The sequence below is a fragment of the Methylobacterium endophyticum genome (assembly GCF_050591105.1).
Taxonomy (GTDB): domain Bacteria; phylum Pseudomonadota; class Alphaproteobacteria; order Rhizobiales; family Beijerinckiaceae; genus Methylobacterium.
In genome coordinates, this window is the sequence record NZ_JBNHES010000001.1 from 490894 (window position 1) to 512042 (window position 21149).

Consider the following 21149-nt stretch of genomic DNA (forward strand, 5'->3'; position numbering starts at 1 on the left):
GGCCGCTCAGGCTACCTTGTCCAAGCAGCACTTCTTGAACTTCCGGCCGCTGCCGCAGGGGCAAGGATCGTTGCGGCCGACATCCTTGAAGGGGTTGCGCACCGGCTCGCCCGCGCCCTCCGCCGTCCAGGCCAGCGCCGCCACGGGATCCTCGAGGGGGCCGATGCCGCGCTCCTCGAAATCGCGCGGCGAATCGGGCCTGGCCTCCGCCCGGCGCAGCGTCGCCTTGAAGGCGTCCGGGTCGCTGAAATCGTCCGTGAGCCGCCCGTCGCGGCGGGCCGCGTCCACGCGGGGCGCGAGATCGCGAAACCCGAGGAGCGCGATCGCCTCCTCCCAGCCGAGCCAGCCAATCTCCCCCTCGACGGCGACGCGCTTGTCGTCGAAACGGATCAGCAGCTCGTGCACGGCCTCGCGCCCGATCCGACCCCGATGGGCGAGGAAGGCGGCGGCGGTGAGCACCTCGTTGCGGACGGTGTCGTCCACTGTGCTGTCCAGCGCGAGGGCGAAGAGCCCCTCCGTCCCGCCGTCGTGGAGGCTGACGAGCATTGGCGCCAGCGTCGTGGTGAGCGCATCGCCGAGCAGGCCGTCGAGGGTATCGCCGTCCTGGCGCAGCAGGGACAGCAACGGGGTGAAGGCGCGGGTGTCGCGGGCGCCTGCCAGCACATGCAGGCCCCAGAAGAGCAGGTTCGCGTCCGCGTCTTCGATCTCGACGCCGGAGGCCGCCGCCTCGAGGACGCGCAAGGTCGGCGCGGCCACGGCGGCCGGATCGGCGACGGCGCGCGCCATCGCCTCGGCCGGCAGGTGCTTGGCGGCCGACAGTGCAGCGACGAGATCGACCTCGCTCATCCGCGCAGGCTCGCGCCGGTCTTGCGGCCCACCTCCGCGACGATGCGGGCGCTGACCGCGTCGATCTCGGCATCGGTGAGCGTCTTCTCGACGGGCTGGAGCGTCACCGCGATGGCGATGGACTTCGAGCCCTCGGGAATGCCCGTGCCCTCGTAGAGGTCGAACACGTCGATGCCGGCGATGAGCTTGCGCTCGGCGTTCTGCGCCGCCTTGACCAGATCCCCGGCCGCCACGTCGCGCGGGACCACGAAGGCGAAGTCGCGCGAGATCGGCTGGAAGTCGGACAGCGCCAGGGCCGGCTTGACCTTGGTCGGCCGGTGTTTCGGCGGCGGCAGCGCGTCGAGGACGATCTCGAAGGCGACGAGGGTGCCCTTGAGGCCCATCGCCTTCATCACGCGCGGATGCACCTCGCCGAAATGCCCGACCGGATTCTTCGGCCCGAACTGGAGCGTGCCCGAGCGGCCCGGATGCAGCCAGGCCGGGCCGCCGACCGCGATCTGGAGCCCGCCGGACGGGATGCCGAGCGCCGCGACCAGCGCCATGGCGTCGGCCTTGGCCTCGAAGGCGTCGACGGTCTCCGCCGCGCCGGTCCAGTGGCGCCCGGCGCCCCCATGGCCGGCGCTGCCGCGCCGCACCGCCGCCGCGCGGATGCTCTGGCCCTCGGGCTGATCGGAGGCAAAGCACTGGCCGACCTCGAACAACGCGCCATCGGGGTAGCCCCGGTCGGCGTTGCGCTGTGCCGCGCGCAGCAGCCCCGGCAGCAGGCTCGGACGCATGTCCGAGAGCTCGGCCGCGATGGGGTTGGCGAGCGCGAGATCCGCCCCGCCTCCGCCGAAGAGCAGCGCATCCTCGCGGGAGATGAAGGACCAGGTGACGGCCTCCATCAGGCCGTGCGTGGCGAGCGCGCGCTTGGCCGCGCGGGTGCGCTTCTGGATCAGCGTCAGCACCGGCTTTGCGACATGGGCCGGCCGTGAGAGCGGCTTCGGCTCGATGCGGTCGAGCCCGGCGATTCGCACGACCTCCTCCACGATGTCGGCCTTGTCCTCGATATCCGGCCGCCAGGACGGCGCCAGCACCTTCACCCGGTCGCCGGAGCCGGCGACGTGGAACCCGAGCGTCTCCAGCGTCACCTTCATCTCGGCGCGCGACAGCTCGATGCCGGCGAGCCGGCGCACCTCGGTCCAGGGGAAATCGACGATCCTGTCCGTCTCCGGCGGCTCGCCGGCGATCCTCGGCTCGGTCGGGCTGCCGCCGCAGAGGTCGAGGACGAGGCGGGTGGCGAGATCGAGGCCCGACACCGCGAAGGCCGGATCGACGCCGCGCTCGAAGCGGTAGCGCGCATCGGTGATGACGCCGAGCCTGCGACCCGTCTGGGCGATGTTGGCCGGGTGCCACAGGGCCGATTCGATCAGCACGTCGGTGGTGCCCTCGTCGCAGCCCGACGCGGCGCCGCCGACGATTCCCGCGAGCGATTCGACGCCGCCCGCGTCGGCGATCACCACCATCTCGTCGGTGAGCGCGTAGGTCTTGCCGTCGAGGGCAGCGAGGGTCTCCCCGTCGCGGGCGCGGCGGACGCTGAGGCCGCCCTTCACCTTGGCCGCGTCGAAGACGTGCAGCGGGCGGCCGCGATCGAAGGTGACGTAGTTGGTGATGTCGACGAGCGCGTTGATCGGGCGCAGGCCGATGGCGCGCAGTCGCGCCTGCATCCAGGCCGGCGACGGGCCGTTCCTGACGCCGCGCACCAGCCGCACGGCGAAGAGCGGGCAGAGATGGCGGTCCTGCGTATCGAGGGCGATTTCGATCCCGACCGGGCAGGCGCCCTCCCCGCGCACGGGCGGCAGCGGCTCGTTCTTGAGCACACCGATCCCCGTCGCCGCGAGATCGCGGGCGATGCCGTGGATGGAGGTGCAGTCGGGCCGGTTCGGCGTCAGGTTGATCTCGATGACCGGATCGTCGAGCCCGGCATAGATCGCGTAGGGCGTCCCGACCGGCGCCTCGGCGGGCAGATCGAGGATGCCGTCATGATCGTCGCCGAGGCCGAGCTCGGCGCCCGAGCACAGCATGCCCTTGCTCTCGACGCCGCGGATGGTGCCGACGGAGAGCGTGATGTTCTTGCCCGGCACGTAGGTGCCCGGCGGCGCGAACACCGAGAGCATGCCCGCCCGCGCGTTCGGCGCGCCGCAGACCACCTGGAGCGGCTGCCCGTCTCCGGCATCGACGGTGCAGACGCGCAGGCGATCCGCGTTCGGATGCTGCTCGGCGGTGAGCACCTTCGCGATCACGTAGGGCTTGAGCGCCGCCGCCTTGTCCTCGATGCGTTCGACCTCGAGCCCGATCCGCGTCAGCGTCTCGGCGATGGTCTCGAGCGTCGCCTCGGTGTCGAGGTGGTCCTTGAGCCAGGAGAGGGTGAATTTCATCGGCTGCTCCTAAGACTCTAAGACTTACGACCACGGCCGCCGATCAGCCGAGCGGTCAACTGTTTTCGGCTCACGCCATCAAGGCGATCCAATAGATCGATTGCTTCCTCGGCCCGGTCGATCAGATCGAGCACGGTGGGACGAGATGTGCTATATCCGACATCATAGTCGGCTGCATGGCGCTCTTGTTGCAAAGTGACAAACGCCTGCGCGACGATCTTTATATCGTTGACAACTCCGCGTTGTCTCAGCAATTCTTCGAAAATCACGCGAGCACGACCGTGATCGAGTGATCGATATACAAACCTGAAATCGTCCCAGTGCCTAACACCGATCGTTTGATGAGCCACGAACCACGCAAGCGCCCGAAAAAGAGCATAGTAAGCACTCGATACCGCTCTTGCGAGAGATGCCTTCTTCGGTGGGCCCACGCTGTCGCGAGCGGCAAGCTCGCGCGCAATGACTATCAGTTCGCGGTGCATTTATCCGTTTTCCGGCTCATGCTCGACCGCCGCTTCGGCATCCGGATAGCGCACCCGTAGATACGGGAAGCGCTCCTCACCCGCAGAGAGCAGAGATTGACTCAGTTCTCCATGCGCCGCTGACACGACCTTGCCTCCAACTGAAGACACTCCAGGCTTCATCATTGCTTCGACGATCAAGGTCGGAGTATCGGCAGCGTCGCGATCCAGGGTGACTTCAACGCGATCGAGTCCGAGCGGCGTCAACCGAGCGCTAAGCACGCGATCGGCAATTGCCTGTATCTCGACAGTCGTCATTCGTCGTCTCCACGTCTCTCTGTTCCGTGGCCAGCCCCTACCCCGTCAGCCCGCCCACCAGGCTCGGCACGTCGAGCGGGCGGAAGCCGTAATGCTCCAGCCAGCGCATGTCCGCCTCGAAGAACGGGCGCAGGTCCGGCATGCCGTATTTCAGCATGGCGATGCGGTCGATGCCGACGCCGAAGGCGAAGCCCTGGAACTCGTCCGGGTCGAGCCCGCAATTCCTGAGCACGTTCGGGTGGACCATGCCGCAGCCCAGGATCTCCAGCCAGTCGTCGCCCTCGCCGAAGCGGATCTCGCCGCCTTTCCGCGAGCACTGGATGTCGACCTCGGCCGAGGGTTCGGTGAAGGGGAAGAACGAGGGCCGGAAGCGCATCTTCACGCCCTCGACCTCGAAGAAGGCCCGGCAGAACTCCTCCAGCACCCATTTCAGGTTGGCGAAGTTGGCCGAGCGGTCGATCACCAGCCCCTCGACCTGATGGAACATCGGGGTGTGGGTCTGGTCGGAATCGTGCCGGTAGGTGCGGCCGGGGATGATCACCCGGATCGGCGGCTGCTGGGACCGCATGGTCCGGATCTGCACCGGCGAGGTGTGGGTGCGCAGCACCTTGCGCTTTCCGTCGCGGTCGGGAGCGAGGAAGAAGGTGTCGTGCATCTCGCGGGCCGGGTGGCCGGGCGGGAAGTTCAGCGCGGTGAAGTTCAGCTCGTCCGTCTCGATATCCGGCCCCTCGGCCACCGCAAACCCCATATCGGCGAAGATCGCGGTGATCTCGTCGATGACCTGGCTGATCGGATGGATGCGCCCGCGCGCCTCCGGCGCCTCGCGCACGGGAAGCGTCACGTCGACCCGCTCGGCGGCGAGCCGAGCCTCCAGCGCCGCCTCTTCCAGCGCCTCGCGCCTCCGGCCGAGGGCACCCTGCACGCGGTCGCGCAGGCCGTTGATGAGGGGGCCGCGCTCCTTGCGCTCGTCGGGCGTCATGGCGCCCAGGGTCTTCAGCAGGTCGGAGACGCTGCCCTTCTTGCCGAGCGCCGCGACGCGGACAGTCTCCAGGGCCGCCTCGTCGGGGGCGGCCTCGACCTGGGCGAGGAGGTCGCGCTCAAGGGTGTCGAGATCGGTCATCGGGCGGGGCGCAACATTCGGGCGAGGCGGCGGCTCGGGGGCCGGCTTCTGACATGGGCGCAGGGCCTTGTCGAGGAAACCGCCGACCTCCGGCGCTCGCGGGAAAACGCGTGGGGAAAAACGACGAGGCCGGCGACCCGCTGAGGGATCGCCGGCCTCGTTGAAGGCGCGTCCGGGCGTCGGGCGCTTCAGGCGGCCTTGGCGGCCGGCAGGGCGGACCGGGCCTTCTCGACCACGGCGGCGAAGCTCGCCGGCTCGTGGATCGCCAGCTCGGAGAGGGCCTTGCGGTCCACCTCGATGCCCGACTTCGCCAGCCCGTCGATGAAGCGCGAATAGGTCAGGCCGTGCTCGCGGACGGCGGCGTTGAGGCGCTGGATCCAGAGGGCGCGGAAGGTGCGCTTCTTGTTCTTACGGTCGCGGTAGGCGTACTGCATGCTCCGCTCGACCGCGGACTTCGCGGCGCGGATGGTGTTCTTGCGGCGACCGTAGAAGCCCTTGGCTGCCTTGATGACCTTCTTGTGCTTCGCGTGACTGGTCACGCCGCGCTTGACGCGGGCCATGGGAAATCTCCTGGATTAAAACGTTAGCAGAATCGGCTGAGTGCGAAGCTCTTACCGCTGGTTCGGCAGGAAGTACTTCTTCACGTTGGCGGCATCGCCCTCGAACAGGGTCGTGGTGCCGCGCAGGTTGCGGATCTGCTTCGTCGTCCGCTTGATCATCCCGTGGCGCTTGCCGGCCTGGGCGTACATCACCTTGCCGGTGCCGGTGATCTTGAAGCGCTTCTTGGCGCCCGACTTGGTCTTCAACTTGGGCATTTGGCTCTCCGCTTACGCAATACGCCGCCGGCCGGGTACGACCGGATCGTTTGCGCTCAAAGGATGCTTCTTGGAGCAACGCGAACCGCCACGGCAGCCCTATCGGCCGGGCGGTCCCACGCGGGGCGGCTTATGACAGAACCCGCGCGGCAGTTCAATGGCCCTCCGGCAGGTGAGCGGCCCGTTTCCTGCTAAGCGTCTTTATTCCGGTTTCATTGCCCGGCTGCGATCGAGGATCGCGGGGACATCTCCGAAACCTTGCCAAACACCCTGGACGAGGAGGCCCCCACCGGAACCATAACCTTGGCTGTCGGTTCTGTTCATGTCCCACTCAGGCCGGATCGGGTTAGCTCCCGGCAACACCAAGCCCTCACAGGAGCTGTTTCGTGCGCATTGCCCAGATCGCCCCGCTGTCGGAGGCCGTCCCCCCGAAGTTCTACGGCGGCACCGAGCGCGTCGTCTCGTGGATCACCGAGGAGCTCGTCCGCCAGGGACACGACGTCACCATCTTCGCCAGCGGCGACTCGCAGACTTCCGCCAAGCTCGCGGCCTGCACGCCGGAGGGCCTGCGCCTGCTCGGCTACCGCGATCATACCGCGAGCCACCTCGCCATGCTCCACCAGATCCGTCGCCGGGCGCATGAGTTCGACATCATCCACTTCCACATCGACCTGCTTCAGTATCCGCTGTTCGAGGACTTGAACCACAAGTGCCTCACGACGATGCACGGCCGGCTCGACGTGCCGGACTTCATGCCCGTCTACGGCACCTTCACCGGGATGCCGCTGGTGTCGATCTCCGATAACCAGCGCCTGCCGATGCCGCCGAACGTCAACTGGCTGTCGACGATCCATCACGGCCTGCCGAAGGAGAACTGCCCGTTCTACCCCGAGGCGAAGGGCGGCTACCTCGCCTTCCTCGGCCGCATCTCCCCGGAGAAGCGCCCCGACCGCGCCATCCGCATGGCGATCGAGTCCGGTACGCCGCTGAAGATCGCCGCCAAGGTCGACAAGGCCGACCAGGACTACTGGGACGACGTCATCGAGCCGATGACCCGTCATCCCCTGGTCGAGTATATCGGCGAGATCAACGAGGAGCAGAAGAAGGACTTCCTCGGCAACGCCCTGGCGCTCGCCTTCCCGATCGACTGGCCGGAGCCCTTCGGCCTCGTCATGATCGAGGCGATGTCGGCCGGCACCCCGGTGATCGCCTTCCGCAACGGCTCGGTCCCCGAGGTGATCAAGGACGGCGTCGGCGGCGTGCTCTGCGATACGATGGAGGACGCCATCGCGGCGGTGGCCAAGGTGAAGGCGATGCCCCGAGCCGGCGTGCGGGCCCATTTCGAGAGCCAGTTCACGGCCGAGAAGATGGTCCAGAAATACGTCGCGGCCTACGAGGAGCTGCTCTCGCGCCAGCCCGACGTCATCAAGCTGCCGACCGCCGCCGCCTTCGCCCCGCAATACGGCGACATGAACGGCTCGGCCCGCCCCTCGCTCTCCGCCGCCGCCATGCCGGCGGCCTGAGACAGGGGCGACGAAACCGCGATGACGGCCCTGGCCGTCGTCGCGGGGTCGCCTAACTGAACGGGTGAGACTAAGACGGTCGAGAGGGCCGCCGCATCGCACGTGAGCGATTCGGCGGCCCTCTCGATTCCGCGGACAGCGACACCCGGAGAAGCCTGCATGGCGGCGAACGAGACGACGGCGACGGCTCACCTGTCCTCGAACGCGGAGACGGACCCGAGACCCGCCCACGGCTTCCTCGACGCCGACGACGTCCTGCCGCAATACCATATCGAGGCGCAGACCTCCCTCGTCGACCGGCCGCTGCGCTCGCTGAAGTTCGGCGAGGCCTTCGCCGTCCTCGACACCTTCGGCGACATCGGCATGGCGCCGGGCCCGGAGGGGCTCTACTTCCAGGACACGCGCTACCTCTCGCGCCTGCACTTTACCATCGAGGGACAGCGCCCGCTGTTGCTCTCCTCGGTGATGCAGGACGACAACGGCGCGCTCAGCGTCGACATGACGACGCCCGACATCCGCATCGACGCGCATGACGAGACCTCGATCCCGCGCGAGGTGATCGCCATCGAGCGCACCAAGTTCCTGTTCCGGGGCGCCTGCTACGACCGGATCGGCCTGCGCTCCTACGATTCGCGGGCGCGCACCCTCAAGATCGCGATCACCTTCGACGCCGACTACCGCGACCTGTTCGAGGTGCGCGGCATGGACCGCGCGGTGCGCGGCAAGCGCTCCGTGCAGGTGGCGAGCGAGCGCGAGGTGCAGTTCCGCTATGTCGGCCTCGACGAGATGGTGCGCACCACCGCGCTGCATTTCGGGCCGACGCCGAAGCGTCTGGAGCCGGGCAAGGCCGAGTTCGAGGTGCATCTGGAGCCCGGCGAACGGGCCTCGCTATTCGTGCGCGTGGTCTGCGAATCGCACCGGGCCTTCACCAGCGCCCCGGCCGCCGAGAAGGTCGGCGAGGACGCCGCCGCCGGGCTCTCGGCGGCGGCCGGCAGCACCGCCGCCCGCCTGCCGAAGGGCCTCGCGGAAGGCGCCGCCTTCGCCCGCGCCTACCGCGACGCGCGGCGGGACCTGCGCGCCATGACGGCGGGCATCACCACGATCATCTCCTCGAACGATCAGTTCAACGAGGCCGCCTGCCGCGCCACCGCCGACCTCTACATGCTGGCGAGCCGCACGCCGGAGGGCATCTACCCCTTCGCCGGCATCCCCTGGTACTCCACCGTCTTCGGGCGCGACGGCATCATCACGGCGATGATGGTGCTGTGGATCGACCCGAACTTCGCCAAGGGCGTGCTGCGCTACCTCGCCTCGACTCAGGCGAAGGCCGTCGACCCCGCCGCCGACGCGCAGCCCGGTAAGGTGCTCCACGAGACCCGTCGCGGCGAGATGGCGATGCTCGGCGAGGTGCCCTTCCGGCACTATTACGGCACCATCGACGGCACGCCGCTCTTCGTGATGCTGGCCTGGGAATACTATTCCGTCACCGGCGACCGCGAGACCATCGCCCATGTCTGGCCGGCGCTCGAACTGGCGCTCGCCTGGATGAACCAATACGGCGACCGCGACGGCGACGGCTTCGTCGAATACGCCCGCGACACCGACAAGGGCCTCGAGAACCAGGGCTGGAAGGACAGCCACGATTCGATCTTCCACACGGACGGCCAGCTCGCCAAGGGGCCGATCGCGCTCTGCGAGGTGCAGGGCTACGTCTACGCCGCCAAGAACGGCATGGCGAAGCTCGCCGCCATGCTCGGCCACGATGCGCTCGCCGAGCGCCTGACCGACGAGGCGAAGGCCCTGTGCGCGGCCTTCGACAAGGCGTTCTGGAACGACGAGATCGGCACCTACGTGCTGGCCCTCGACGGCGAGAAGAAGCAATGCGCCGTGCGCTCGTCCAACGCCGGCCACGCGCTGTTCACCGGCATCGCCCTACCCGAACGGGCGGCCAAGGTCGCGGCGACGCTGCTCTCGAAGGACGGCTTCAACGGCTGGGGCGTGCGCACCATCGCGCGCGGTGAGGCGCGCTACAACCCGATGTCCTACCATAACGGCTCGATCTGGCCGCACGACAACGCCATCGTGGCGCTGGGGCTCGCCCGCTACGACCTCAAGCAGGAGGCGGCGCGCATCTTCCAGGGCATGTTCGACACCGCCCTTTATCAGGACCAGAAGCGCCTGCCGGAACTCTTCTGCGGCTTCATGCGGCGGCGGCAGCGCGGGCCGGTCTCCTACCCCGTGGCGTGCAGCCCGCAGGCCTGGGCGGCGGCGGCGCCCTTCGCCTTCCTCGCCGCCTGCCTGGGGCTCGAGCTCGACCACGCCCGCAACCGCGTCCGCTTCCGCAACCCGACCCTGCCGTCCTTCCTCGACGGGATCTCGATCTTCAACCTGAAGCTCGGCGGCACGCGCATGGACCTGCGCCTCGAACGCCACGACGAGGACGTGACCGTGAAGGTGCTGCGCCGGCGCGGCGACGCGCAGGTGGCGCAGTTGAAATAGACGAGGGGCGCCTCAGCGCCTCGCCAGCCGCCCGAGAAGGGCGGCAGCGCCCGTCGGCGCCGCGAGCGCCGCCCGCAGGCGCGCGATCCGCTCCGGCCCCTGGGCCGCGAGCAGGTCGGTGTTGCAATGGTGCTCGATCAGGTGGGTGTGCAGGAAGGCATGCGCGCCCATCTCCCGCACCGACCACAGCCGGCCGTGGCGCCAGACATGAAGCTCGGCGAAGCTGTCGAGCAGCCATTCGAGGAAGCGGCGCGGGCTCCGGTCATAGGCCGAGATCTGGCACCAGGAGTTGAACTCCAGCATCACCAGCGGATCGAACCGCGCCAGCATCCCCCGCGCGCCCGTCAGCGCGTCCTGCTCGAAACCCTCGACGTCGATCTTGATGAAGTCGAGCCGCGTCAGGCCCCATTCCTCGGCGAGCCGGTCTATCGGCCGCAAGTCCACCTGCGTGCCGACCGAGCCGGCGAGGTCGGCGGCCGAGAGCACGTAGCCGAAGGTCGAGTTGTCGGCGAAGGAGATCGAGCCCTCCTGCGCGCCCACCGCGCAATGCACCGGGCGGATCACCGAGGCGCCGTGCTCGAAGACGTTGCGCCTCAGGGCGGCGATGTTCCGCGGGGCCGCCTCGATGGCGTAGATGCGTCCGCGCCTGGCGACATCCGCCATCATCATCGCCGTCAGCCCGATATTGGCGCCGATATCGAGGCAGACGGATTCGGCATCGAGCACCGCCCGGCACAGGCGCTGGAAGTGACGGAAGCCGCGATCGGTGGTGTAGCGGCTGAAGGCGTAGTCGCCCTCGGGCGCGTGGATCACGCGCCGGCGGCCGCCGAGCGGCACCCGGCGGGTCAGGAAGCCGTCGCTCATGGAGACGGCCCGCGATCGACTGACGGCGGGGGCCCCGCGAAGACCGCGAGGGTCATGGAAGGATCATGGAGGTGGTCGCGCGCCGCTCGTCAGCGCGGCGCGAGGATCATGATCATCTGGCGGCCTTCGAGCATGGGCTCGCTCTCCACCTTGGCGATCTCGGCGGTCTCGTGCTTGACGCGCTCGAGCAGGCGCAGGCCGATATCCTGGTGCGCCATCTCGCGGCCGCGGAAGCGGAGCGTGACCTTGACCTTGTCGCCTTCCTCGAAGAAGCGCTGCACGGCCTTCATCTTCACGTCGTAATCGTGCTTGTCGATGCCGGGCCGGAGCTTGATCTCCTTCACCTCGACCGTCTTCTGACGCTTGCGCGCCTCGTTCTGCTTCTTCTGCTCGAGGAAGCGGAAACGGCCGTAATCGAGGAACTTGCAGACCGGCGGAACGGAGTTCGGCGCGATCTCGACGAGGTCGAGCCCGGCCTCCTCGGCCATGGCGAGCGCATCGAAGAAGGGCACGACGCCGCGGTTCTGGCCGGTGTCGTCGATGAGCTGGACCTCGCGGACGCCGCGGATGTCCCTGTTGGCGCGCGGCCCGTCCTTCTGCGGGGCCGGCATGGCTCTCATGGGTCTACGAATGGCTGTGATCTCCTGAAACAACGACGAAACGGCAGCCGCTGGCACTCCCTCGGAATGCCGTGGCCACCACTCGCTCCGGCCTTTCCCGGACGAAGTACCTTGTCCGAACCCCGCGACAAGTCAACATCGACGGCCGCGATTGGTTCACCACCGGATATGGGTGCCCTGCGCGCGCTTTCACATCGCCGCCGGGCCGAGAAGGCGGGCATAGACCGCGAGCGTGTCCTCGCACATGCGCTCCAGCGAGAAATGGGCGGCGACATGCGCCCGGCCGCGCCGTCCTAAAGCATCCCGCGCGCTGGCCCCGAGGGAGAGCGCCTCGGTCAACGCCTCCGCCAATGCCGCGTCGTCTCCGGCGGTGACGCGCCAGCCCGTGCGCTGGGCTTGGGGAACGGCGGGCGGGCTCAGCACGGTCTCGGGCACCGCGCCGAGATCGGACACCACCACGGGGGTGCCGAGGGCCTGCGCCTCCACCGCCGAGCGGCCGAACGCCTCCGGCTCCACGGAAGGCACCGCGACCACGGAAGCCGCGCGGAACGCCGCCGGCATGTCCACGCAATGCCCGACCCGGCGCACGATCCCGTCGAGGCCCCGCGCCGCGATCAGCCCGTCGAGCTCGCGCTCGTAGGCGACCCGCCCCTGCGGATCGCCTGCGAGCACCACGACGAAATCCGGCACTCCGGCATCGCGCATGCGCCGCGCCGCCTCGATCAGCACGCGCTGGCCCTTCCAGGCGGTCAGGCGGGCGGCGAGCAGGACGACCCGCTCGTGGGGCTGCACGCCCCAGGCCCGGCGCAGCGCCTCGACCCGCGCCGGCCCGACGGCGACGGGGTTGAAGATCGCGAGATCGGTGCCGCGATGGATGACCTGAACCCGCTCGCCCGCCTGCTCGGCATGGAGCGAGCGGATCAGATCGGCGGTGTAGTGCGAGTTGGCGATGACCGCATCGCCCCGCGCCATCACCGAATTGTAGAGCACCTTCACCCCGGTGCGGCCGGAATAGCTGCCGTGATACGTGGTGACGAAGGGGATGCCGAGGCGCCGCGCCGCGCCCAGCGCCACCCAGGCCGGGGCCCGAGAACGGGCATGGATGATCTGCACGCCCTCGCGCCGGCACAGCCGCATCAGCCGGCCGACGTTGAGCGCCATGGCGACGGGGTTCTTGGAGGCCGCCGGGAAGGGCAGCCAGACGCCGCCCTTGGCCTGGAGCTCGCCGACGAGCCGTCCGCCCGTTGTGGCGACGAGCGGCCGCGCGCCCGCCGCCGCCAGCGCCGCCGCAATGTCGACGGTGGTGCGCTCGGCCCCGCCGGCATCGAGCTCGGGGATGATCTGGAGCACGCGCGCGCCGGCGAGCGGGCCCTGCTCGGACGGGAAGCCGTTGCCCGGACGCACCTCGCCGTTCATCGGGCACCTCGGGGCTGCCGGAATCGCGCCGTCCGCGCGGAACCGCCGAGGCTGGTGCGGGAATTCCTCATTGCGAAAGCATCGGCAAGGCTCTTTACGGTCCGGTAAACGAAGGCTGAGCGCGATGCAGTCAAAGCGATGCGTCGCGGCCTCGAAAGGGACGCAGCATGACGGACAGCGCATCCGAGGGACCGCCGGATTTCATCACGGCCGGCACCGGCGATGCCCGCAGGGCCATTGCCGTGCGGGTCCGCGAGGGAGCGGGGCCGCCCGTGGTCTGGCTCGGGGGCTTCCGCTCCGACATGGGCGCCACCAAGGCGCGGGCCGTCGATACCTGGGCCGAAAGCGCGGGCCGCAGGCTGGTGCGTTTCGACTATAGCGGGCACGGCGACTCGGAAGGCGATTTCGCCGCGTCCACGATATCCACATGGCTGGAGGACGCCGAAGCCGTCCTCGCCGCCTTCGCGCCGGAGCGGCCGGTGCTGATCGGCTCCTCTATGGGGGGCTGGATCGCCTGCCTCGCCGCCCGCAACAGGCTGCGCCGGGGCGAGGCACCGGCCACCGGGCTGGTGCTCATCGCCCCGGCCCTCGATTTCACCGAGGACCTGATGTGGGACGCCTTTCCCGAGGAGGTCCGCAGGACACTGCTGAACGACGGGGTCTGGATGCGCCCGAGCGCCTACGCGCCGGAGCCCGATCCTGTCACCATGGCGCTGATCGAGGACGGCCGGACGAACCGGCTGCTCACCGGCCCGCTGGATCTCGGCTGCCCGGTCCACATCCTCCAGGGTATGCGCGACCCGGACGTGCCGCATCCGCACGCCTTCCGCCTGCTCGACAGGCTTCCGGCGGACGGCACGGTGCTGACCCTGATCGCCGACGGCGATCACCGCCTCTCGCGCCCGCAGGACATCGCCCGCCTCATCGCGGCCGTGGCCGAGATGGGCTGTTAGTGCAGGCTGACCGTGTGGAGGTCGTTGGCGACGGCATTCGCCACGATCACGTCGCGCGAGTCGGCGAGCAGGATCGGCGTGCCGTTGGCCGAGAGCAGCGCGAACAGGTCCATGCCGGGCGTCACGTCCGGTGCCTGCGGGAAGAGCGCCTTGACCTCCTCCGAGCGGATCGGCCGCACATAGGCGATGTGGCCTTCGCCGAGAGCGGCGAGCTCGGTGGTGGAGATCTCGATCCGGGGAGTCGTGTCGTGCTGGGTCATGTCATGCCCTCCTTAAAGGCAGAGCGTCCGGCCGGACCTCGTCCCGAAGCGACGAGCCGGCAATGCTATAGATGGGGTCACTCGTCGCGCGCTGCGATAGCGATCTTGCGAATGACCCGCTCCGGCTCCGGCCGGACGAGATCGATGGACAGGAGGCCGTTCGACAGGTCGGCGCCGATCACCTCCATGCCGTCCGCGAGCAGGAAGGCCCGCTGGAACTGACGCGCGGCGATGCCGCGATGGAGGAAATGCTTCTCCCGCTCTTCGACCTGCCGCCCCCGGACCACGAGCTGATTCTCCTCGAGCATCACGTCGAGCTGGTCGCGGGTGAAGCCGGCCACCGCGAGGGTGATGCGCAGCCGGTCCGGCTGGTCCTCCGTGCGCGCGAGGCGCTCGATGTTGTAGGGCGGATAGCCGTCATTCGCCGCCTTGGAAACGCGGTCGAGGGCCTGCTCGATCTCGTCGAAGCCGAGCAGGAACGGATGTCCGAAGGGTGATGGACGCGTCATCTCTCGCAATCGTCCCTCGCGAAGCCCCCGGCGAGAACCGGAGCGGCACTTCGTGGCTGGCGAGGGCCCGCCTGCGCAGCACCCTCTCGGCGGAACGCCGATGGACTCGATATGGAGAGCCGCCCTCCCGCATCAAGGGCGGCCCCGGTCTCGCCGGGGGCCGGCGACCGTTCCGGGAGCTTTACGCATGTCATGCGGGATGAAACGGCAAAGCCGGCCCAGGGGAGCGTTGCACTTGGGTAACATTTTGGAATCGCTCTGATATTGCGCCGCGGCCTTGATCAACCGCCGCCACCTCGGATACTCCGGCGCCACGGATCACGGACGCCAGCGGCACACGCGCCGTCCATGGCGCCTGGGCGGCGTTCCCCGGCTCACCGGAGCGTCGCGCCGGCGGGATTTGCTCGCATCGGTTCACAAGGATCGCCCGGCCCGCGCCGATGCGGGTCCGGTGCCGGTCGCCACGGAGAGGCGGGAAGAACGATGGTCGCAGCGCAGGTTCAGACGACGGCTACGGCGCTCGGACGCATCGCGCTGGGCGCGGCGGCCCTCGCGGCGGTCTCCCTCGCCCTGCCCGCCTCGGCGCAGGACGCCAAGCCCGCCGCCAGGATCCCGCTCAAGTTGCAGCTCAACCGGCTGGAGCCGGCCGGCGATTCCTGCCGGACCTATCTCCTCGTCGACAACAGCCGGGGCACGGCGCTGAAATCCCTCAAGGTCGACATCTTCGCCTTCGATACGGACGGGGTCGCCCAGAAGCGGCTCGCCGTCGAGCTCGGGCCGATCGCCGACAAGAAGACCGTCGTGAAGATCTTCGATTTCGCCGGCCTCTCCTGCGCGAAGACCGGCCGGCTGCTGCTCAACGACGTGCTCGCCTGCGAGGGCGGGGAGGCCGGCCGCGAGTCCTGCCTGGAGCGCATCGAGACCGAATCCAAGGCGAGCGTCCCCTTCGACCGCTGAGGGCGGCCGCTCTTCGTTCCCGGCGCCGCGGGCGCCGGCAGGTCATTCTTTCAGGAGTCCGTCATGGATCCAGCATCCGCCCCGATCGAGGTCGTCCACGACTTCTCCTTCCTCGGCCTGTTCCTCCAGGCCGATCCGATCGTGAAGGGCGTGATGATCCTGCTGGTGGTCGCCTCGATCGCCTGCTGGACGGTGGTGTTCGAGAAGCTCGTGCGGCTCTCGGGCGCCAAGCGGCAGGCGCGCAGCTTCGCCACTCTGGTGGGCTCGGGGGGCACCCTCGACGGGAAGGGGACGGGGCTCGCGGCCCATATCACCCAGGCCGGGCTCGAGGCCTGGCGCGACCAGGACCCCACCGAGACCCGCGCCGAGCGCCGCGACAGGATCGAGCGCGCCATGCGGGCGGCGCTGGCCGTCGACGTGAAGCGCCTGCGCGGCGGCCTGACGCTGCTCGCCACCGCCGGCTCGACGGCGCCCTTCATCGGCCTGTTCGGGACGGTCTGGGGCATCATGAACTCGTTCTCGGCCATCGCGAAGAGCCAGGACACCTCGCTCGCGGTGGTGGCGCCGGGCATCGCGGAGGCGCTGTTCGCCACCGCCATCGGCCTCGTCGTCGCGATCCCCGCCGTGATGGCCTACAACAAGCTCACCGGCGACGTCAGCCATGTGCAGGGCTCCTTCGTGTCCAGCATCGCGACGCTCGGCAACCGCCTCGCCCGCGATCGCGGCGTGCAGAGCCGCGCGGCCGCGGCGGAATAATCCGCCTCCTTCCGAACGGTCGCGGGTCCCGGCGGGACCGCGCGGCGACAATGTCTTTCGGAAGCCGGTTCGCGGCCGCTTCCGGCCATGGCCCCGCGCGGGCCGGCCCATAGGAGGGCTCGACGATGGCGATGGGTTCCATCCGCTCCGGCGACGGCGGCGACGAGGACGGTCTCGACGACGTTCCGATGTCGGAGATCAACGTCACGCCGATGGTCGACGTGATGCTGGTGCTGCTGATCATCTTCATGGTCGCGGCGCCGCTCATGACAACGGGCGTGCCGGTGCAGCTTCCGAAGACCTCCGCCGCCAAGGTGGCGCAGGCCAAGAAGCCCCTGGAAGTCACCATCGACAAGGACGGCGCCCCCTCCATCGCCAAGGAGGTGTTCACGCCCGAGAGCCTGATGCCGAAGCTGCGCGCTTTCGCGGCCGAGGATCCCGGCCAGGTCGTGCTGGTGCGCGGCGACAAGGAGGTTCCCTACGGCCGGATCATGGAGATCATGGGTCTCGTGGGGCAGGCCGGCTTCACCAAGGTGTCGCTGATCGCGCAGTCGCCCGGCGGACCGGCGAAGGCGCCTGCCGCCGCTCCCGCCGCGCCCGCTGCTGGAGCGGCGCAGTAGCCCCATGAGCACCCTCGTTTCGACGGGCGAGCCCGAGCACAAGCCTTCCGGTCTCGTCGCCGCCTTCCTCGTCGCCCTGCTGATCCATGCCGGCGCCCTCGTCGGGATCGCCTATTACAGGCTCGCGCCGCCGGCGCCTCCTGGCGAGAACGTGATCTCCATCGACCTCGCGCCGCAGATGGCCGACGCCGAGACGGTGACGCCCAACGAGACCCTCGACGCCAGCCCCGCGCCGACCGAGACCGTCCCGACCGAAAAGCCCACCGAGGCCGAGCCGACCAGGCCCCCGGACACCACGGCGCAGGTCGCACCCGAGGAAACGGTCGCCGAGAAGCCTCCCGAGGCGGTCGAGCCGCCGCCGGCCGTGGCGCTCACCGAGCCGCCTCCGGAGGCCGTGCCGACGGAGCCGGAGAGCCAGGTCATCACCTCCGCCGCGACGCAGGCCGAGCCGCTGGCTCCGCCGCCGCCCGTCGCGAGGCCCGAGCCGCCCAAGCCCGTCAAGCCGGATCTCGAGAAGCTCAGGGAGCGCCGGGAGGCCAAGCTGAAGGCCGCCCGCGAGGAGCAGCGCCGCGAGCAGATCGAGGAGCAGCGCGAGAAGATCCTCAAGGAGCGCCGGGAAGCCAAGCTGAAGGCGGCCCGCGACGCCCGCGTCCGGGCCGCTGAGAGCGCCGGCAGCTCCGAGCGCTCTCAGGCTGCGACCTCGCGCCAGAGCGGCAGCGGGCAGGCGGCGCGCGGCAACGACCCGAACGCCATGGCGCAGTGGAAGGGCATGATCGCCTCCGCCATCCACGGGCGCATGAACCGCAACGCCGCCGCCGGCACCTCGGGGGGCGTCGCCACGGTGCGCTTCACCGTCTCGCGCGGCGGACAGGTGCTCAGCGCGGGGCTCGCCGGCAGCAGCGGCGTCGGCGCCATCGACAGCGCGGCGCTGGCGGCCGTGCGGGGCAGCCTGCCGGCGGCGCCGGCCGGCATCACGCAGCCGAGCCTCTCTGTCACGGTGCCGATGCGCTTCAGCCCCGGCCGGTAGATCCGGCCCGGCGATCGGCTGAGGACGGGGGGCGAGAAACGTCTGCCTTTCCGGGGCCGGCGTGGTAAGGAGGGGCGCGCCCGCGCCGTCGCGCCCCCTCGACGGAGCCGCGAGGCGTGCAATCCCGGCCCGCGCTCCCCATATCCCGCGTCGAGACCGGTATCGCGAACGAATAACGGCCGCGGCAGCAGCCGCCCGCGCCTCCTCGGCGCAGCCGTCAGAAAGGAACCCGATGAGCCAGGACGCCGACGCCCAGACGCGAGCCGCCGAACGCGCGGAGCGCGCCGACCGCATGGCGAAGGAAGGCGCCCAGGCCATGGCCGAACATCACGCCGCGTTGCGCGCCATCGACGAGCGCACCGTGCGCCTGCGCGCGCTGCGCCTCGCCAAGGAGGCCGCCGAGGAGGAGGCCAAGGCCCTGAAGGCCGCCGAGGCGGCCGCCGCCGCCCCGAAGAAGCGCAAGCGGTCCTGAGGCGCGCGATGGCTCCCTTCGACCGCCCCCGCCGCACCGGCGGCGACGCCCGCCAGGCCGCGGAGGCCGCCTTCCGGGCCGCGACCAGCCGGCCGGCCGCTCCGGCCCCCGCCGCGCCGAAGCTCCAGGCCGCCGTGCCCGGCGCCCGCGAGAGCGTGACGCTGCGTCTCGACAGCGCCGTGCTGGAGCATTTCCAGAAGGACGGTCCGGGCTGGCAGGACCGGATCAACGAGGCGCTGAAGCGCGCCGCCGGTCTCTGAGCCGGAGTGCGTCCAGGAGAAGCGTCCCGGTTCTCCATCCGGACATGGCGCTTCCGAAAGCGCCCGACGGGTCCTAACGCCCCGGCACCAGCCGGGCGCTGACCGTCAGTACGATCAGCAGCAGGCCGAGGGCGAAACGGGCCGGCGCGATCTCGCCGCCGATGGACGCCACCGCCGCGCGCGCGATCACGACGATCCCCACGAGCGGAAAGCCCAACTGCAACGCCAGCCGCAGAACCGTCCGCCACGTCCTCGGGCGCGGCGTCTGCGGGTGCCGGGCGCTCACCGCCGGACCGCCCCGCTGCGCAGGGGCGGCGCGGGCGGCGCGACGGGTACGTCCCGCCCCGGCAGGGGAAGCGCCGTGCTGCCCTCGCGCTCCAGGCGCGATACCGACAGGGGCTGTCCCCGGCCGCGCACCCTGTGCGCCCCCAGCGACAGGGCGCGGATGCCCGGCGGCAGCCGGTCGAGGCGCGCCAGCAGGTCGTCGGAGATGAGGATCGACGCGTCGAGCGGGCGGCACAGGCTCTCGATCCGGGCGGTCGCATTCACGGCATCGCCGAAATAGGCGATCTTGTGCCGGTCGACGCCGACTTCCGCCGTCACCACCGATCCGCCGTGGAGCGCCGCGCGCAGGCGCGGGACGGTGCCGAAGCGGGCCTGCCACGCCTCCGCCTCCGCCTCGATCCGGTCGAGTACATCGAACACGCAGGACACGCAGCGGGCGTTCTTGAGGCCGCGCTCCATCGGCCAGGTGATCATCGCCATGTCGCCGATATAGTCGTCCGTCGATCCGGCGTTGCGGCGCACCGGGTCGGCGAGCGTGGCGAAGACCGCGCCGAGATAGGCCTGCGCCCGGAGGTCCCCGTGGGTTTCCGCGAAGGCGGTGGAGCCGACCACGTCGAGGAACAGGAAGATGCGCTCCTCCATCACCGGCTGGTGGTAGCGGCCGACGAGGAAGTTCACGAAGACCTCGCCGCCGATGAGATCGCGCATCCGCACCACGAAGACGAGCAGCGCCGAGACCGCCAGCGAATAGGCCAGCACCCGCGGCGTGATCCTGACGGCGTTCGACAGGGTGTCGTCCGTGAGGCCGAAGGTCCAGACCAGGAGACCGCCCAGCGCGATGCCGAGCGCGATCATCAGCACGTAGGCGAGCTCCGCCGCCGGCACGTAGAGCATCGCCGGCAGCCGCCGCATGCGGGTCTGGAGCCCGGCGAGGATTAGCCCCCGGTCGAAGGCGAGGCCCGCCCCGCCCACGGCCAGGCCATAGACCAGCCCGGCCACCGGCGTGGCGCCGGCGGCGAAGATGATGTTGTAGAGGAGCCCGGCCCCGCCGCAGGCGAGCAGGAGGGCGACCCAGAACCAGCGGTGCTGCGGCAGCATCAGGCGGCGCCCCGCGCCGCCGGGGGAATTGTCCGCTTCACGTCACGCGGAATCGGGGCGAGGCTGAACACGGCGCGTCCCTGGTCTCGAAACAGGCCCTGAGAGGGGTGCCATCGCCATTGGTCATTCCCGTATGATGGCGCGAATAAGGCGCCCCCGCCCAACGAAGGATATGCGATGCCCCGCAGAGGACAGCCATGAGGATGCGCGGCTTCGGCGCGACAGGGATGCGCGTGCCGGTGATCGGCCAGGGGACGTGGCGGATCGACGGCGCGAGCCGTGGCGAGGCGGTGGCGGCGCTGCGCGCCGGGATCGACGCCGGCATGACCCATATCGACACCGCCGAGATGTACGGAGAGGCCGAGGCCATCGTCGGCGAGGCGATCGCGGGGATGCGCGAGGAGGTCTATCTCGTCTCCAAGGTAGTGCCGTCGAACGCCACCCGCCGGGGCACCGTGCGAGCCTGCGAGCAGTCGCTCCGCCAGCTCGGCACCGACCGGCTCGACTGCTTCCTGCTGCATTGGCCCAGCAGCCATCCGCTGGAGGAGACCATCGCCGGGTTCGAGGACCTGCGCCGCGACGGCAAGATCCTCGCCTGGGGCGTGAGCAACTTCGACGTGCCGGAACTCGACGAGGCGCTGCGCATCGCGGGGCCGTACCGCATCGCCTGCAACCAGGTGCTCTACCATCTCGGCGAACGCGCCATCGAGCACGCGGTGCTGCCCTGGTGCCAGAGGAACGGCGTCGCGATGGTGGGCTACTCGCCCTTCGGCAGCGGCGATTTCCCGAGCCCCCGCAGCCCCGGCGGCCAGGTGCTCGCGGCCATCGCGCGAGACCACGGCACCACCCCCTATGCGGTGGCCCTGGCCTTCCTCACGCGGCTCGACCACACCTTCACGGTGCCCAAGACCGGCCGGGCGGCCCGCGCCGTCGAGAACGCCTCGACGGGGGCCCTCGTGCTCGGCGAGGAAGAGATCGCGGCGATCGACGCGCAGTTCCCGCGCGGCCGGCGGCCGGCGACGCTGCCGATGCTCTGAGCAGCCCTGCCCGACG

The 21149-nt window shown here is 70.0% G+C and carries 24 protein-coding genes; 10 read left to right on the forward strand and 14 right to left on the reverse strand.

Annotated features, from left to right (window positions below):
* Positions 1-6: 6 nt before the first annotated feature.
* The 7 genes from ACP56T_RS02350 to rpmI form a co-directional block, all read right to left on the reverse strand.
* Positions 7-846 carry a DUF1186 domain-containing protein gene (locus ACP56T_RS02350; RefSeq protein WP_430910487.1) on the reverse strand — a complete coding sequence of 280 codons (840 nt, stop codon included), beginning with the start codon at positions 844-846 and terminating at the stop codon, positions 7-9.
* Positions 843-3263, reverse strand: coding sequence for a phenylalanine--tRNA ligase subunit beta (gene pheT, locus ACP56T_RS02355; RefSeq protein WP_430910488.1), 2421 nt, complete (start codon positions 3261-3263; stop codon positions 843-845). Before pheT ends, ACP56T_RS02350 begins: the two co-directional genes overlap by 4 nt.
* A 17-nt stretch (positions 3264-3280) precedes the next feature.
* A complete protein-coding gene (locus ACP56T_RS02360) occupies positions 3281-3745 on the reverse strand; it encodes a hypothetical protein (RefSeq protein WP_430910489.1) in 465 nt (154 codons plus the stop codon).
* Positions 3746-4042 (reverse strand): hypothetical protein, encoded by a 297-nt coding sequence (locus ACP56T_RS02365; RefSeq protein WP_430910490.1) that lies wholly within the window; start codon positions 4040-4042, stop codon positions 3746-3748.
* Positions 4043-4079: 37 nt separating this feature from the next.
* Positions 4080-5162, reverse strand: coding sequence for a phenylalanine--tRNA ligase subunit alpha (gene pheS / locus ACP56T_RS02370; RefSeq protein ID WP_430910491.1), 1083 nt, complete (start codon positions 5160-5162; stop codon positions 4080-4082).
* A 188-nt stretch (positions 5163-5350) separates the two neighbouring features.
* Positions 5351-5722: a 50S ribosomal protein L20 gene (gene rplT, locus ACP56T_RS02375; protein WP_430910492.1), complete on the reverse strand. Its 372-nt coding sequence runs from the start codon at positions 5720-5722 to the stop codon at positions 5351-5353.
* Between the two features lie 51 nt (positions 5723-5773).
* A complete protein-coding gene (gene rpmI, locus ACP56T_RS02380) occupies positions 5774-5977 on the reverse strand; it encodes a 50S ribosomal protein L35 (protein WP_056244427.1) in 204 nt (67 codons plus the stop codon).
* Positions 5978-6363: 386 nt separating this feature from the next.
* Between rpmI and ACP56T_RS02385 the strand changes: the two genes are divergently transcribed.
* A complete protein-coding gene (locus ACP56T_RS02385; RefSeq protein ID WP_430910493.1) occupies positions 6364-7500 on the forward strand; it encodes a glycosyltransferase family 4 protein in 1137 nt (378 codons plus the stop codon).
* Between the two features lie 159 nt (positions 7501-7659).
* Entirely contained in the window at positions 7660-9999 is a 2340-nt protein-coding gene (locus ACP56T_RS02390) for an amylo-alpha-1,6-glucosidase (RefSeq protein WP_430910494.1), read from the forward strand.
* A 12-nt stretch (positions 10000-10011) separates the two neighbouring features.
* On the opposite strand, the gene ACP56T_RS02395 is transcribed toward ACP56T_RS02390, so the two are convergent.
* The 3 genes from ACP56T_RS02395 to ACP56T_RS02405 form a co-directional block, all read right to left on the reverse strand.
* Positions 10012-10863, reverse strand: coding sequence for an FkbM family methyltransferase (locus ACP56T_RS02395; RefSeq protein ID WP_430910495.1), 852 nt, complete (start codon positions 10861-10863; stop codon positions 10012-10014).
* 89 nt (positions 10864-10952) lie between these two features.
* Positions 10953-11474, reverse strand: a complete 522-nt coding sequence (gene infC, locus ACP56T_RS02400; RefSeq protein ID WP_430910496.1) for a translation initiation factor IF-3 — start codon at positions 11472-11474, stop codon at positions 10953-10955.
* 198 nt (positions 11475-11672) lie between these two features.
* Complete coding sequence (locus tag ACP56T_RS02405) at positions 11673-12899, reverse strand: glycosyltransferase family 4 protein (protein WP_430910497.1); 1227 nt, start codon at positions 12897-12899, stop codon at positions 11673-11675.
* Between the two features lie 167 nt (positions 12900-13066).
* On the opposite strand from ACP56T_RS02405, the gene ACP56T_RS02410 reads away from it, so the two are divergent.
* Positions 13067-13852 carry an alpha/beta hydrolase gene (locus ACP56T_RS02410; protein ID WP_430910498.1) on the forward strand — a complete coding sequence of 262 codons (786 nt, stop codon included), beginning with the start codon at positions 13067-13069 and terminating at the stop codon, positions 13850-13852.
* Here the strand turns inward: ACP56T_RS02410 and ACP56T_RS02415 are convergent.
* A complete protein-coding gene (locus ACP56T_RS02415; protein ID WP_430910499.1) occupies positions 13849-14112 on the reverse strand; it encodes a BQ00720 family protein in 264 nt (87 codons plus the stop codon). The genes ACP56T_RS02410 and ACP56T_RS02415 overlap by 4 nt on opposite strands.
* A 77-nt stretch (positions 14113-14189) precedes the next feature.
* On the reverse strand, positions 14190-14621 hold the full coding sequence (locus ACP56T_RS02420) for an Hsp20 family protein (RefSeq protein WP_430910500.1): 432 nt from the start codon (positions 14619-14621) through the stop codon (positions 14190-14192).
* Positions 14622-15104: 483 nt separating this feature from the next.
* Here ACP56T_RS02420 and ACP56T_RS02425 point away from each other — a divergent pair, with 483 nt between their 5' ends.
* From ACP56T_RS02425 to ACP56T_RS02450, 6 genes are all read left to right on the forward strand, one after another.
* Positions 15105-15578, forward strand: a complete 474-nt coding sequence (locus ACP56T_RS02425; RefSeq protein WP_430910501.1) for a Tat pathway signal protein — start codon at positions 15105-15107, stop codon at positions 15576-15578.
* Between the two features lie 63 nt (positions 15579-15641).
* On the forward strand, positions 15642-16334 hold the full coding sequence (locus ACP56T_RS02430) for a MotA/TolQ/ExbB proton channel family protein (RefSeq protein ID WP_430910502.1): 693 nt from the start codon (positions 15642-15644) through the stop codon (positions 16332-16334).
* A 125-nt stretch (positions 16335-16459) separates the two neighbouring features.
* Positions 16460-16954: a protein TolR gene (gene tolR, locus ACP56T_RS02435; protein WP_430910503.1), complete on the forward strand. Its 495-nt coding sequence runs from the start codon at positions 16460-16462 to the stop codon at positions 16952-16954.
* A gap of 4 nt (positions 16955-16958) precedes the next feature.
* Entirely contained in the window at positions 16959-17981 is a 1023-nt protein-coding gene (gene tolA, locus ACP56T_RS02440) for a cell envelope integrity protein TolA (RefSeq protein ID WP_430910504.1), read from the forward strand.
* 232 nt (positions 17982-18213) lie between these two features.
* The gene (locus ACP56T_RS02445) at positions 18214-18453 is read left to right on the forward strand and encodes a hypothetical protein (protein WP_430910505.1); all 240 of its coding nucleotides are present in this window, start codon (positions 18214-18216) and stop codon (positions 18451-18453) included.
* Positions 18454-18461: 8 nt separating this feature from the next.
* Positions 18462-18713 (forward strand): BrnA antitoxin family protein, encoded by a 252-nt coding sequence (locus ACP56T_RS02450; protein WP_430910506.1) that lies wholly within the window; start codon positions 18462-18464, stop codon positions 18711-18713.
* A gap of 73 nt (positions 18714-18786) precedes the next feature.
* Here ACP56T_RS02450 and ACP56T_RS02455 read toward each other — a convergent pair whose 3' ends face one another.
* On the reverse strand, positions 18787-18999 hold the full coding sequence (locus ACP56T_RS02455; RefSeq protein WP_430910507.1) for a hypothetical protein: 213 nt from the start codon (positions 18997-18999) through the stop codon (positions 18787-18789).
* The gene (locus ACP56T_RS02460; protein ID WP_430910508.1) at positions 18996-20096 is read right to left on the reverse strand and encodes an adenylate/guanylate cyclase domain-containing protein; all 1101 of its coding nucleotides are present in this window, start codon (positions 20094-20096) and stop codon (positions 18996-18998) included. Before ACP56T_RS02460 ends, ACP56T_RS02455 begins: the two co-directional genes overlap by 4 nt.
* Before the next feature lie 197 nt (positions 20097-20293).
* Here ACP56T_RS02460 and ACP56T_RS02465 point away from each other — a divergent pair, with 197 nt between their 5' ends.
* The gene (locus ACP56T_RS02465) at positions 20294-21133 is read left to right on the forward strand and encodes an aldo/keto reductase (RefSeq protein WP_430910509.1); all 840 of its coding nucleotides are present in this window, start codon (positions 20294-20296) and stop codon (positions 21131-21133) included.
* Positions 21134-21149 lie beyond the last annotated feature (16 nt).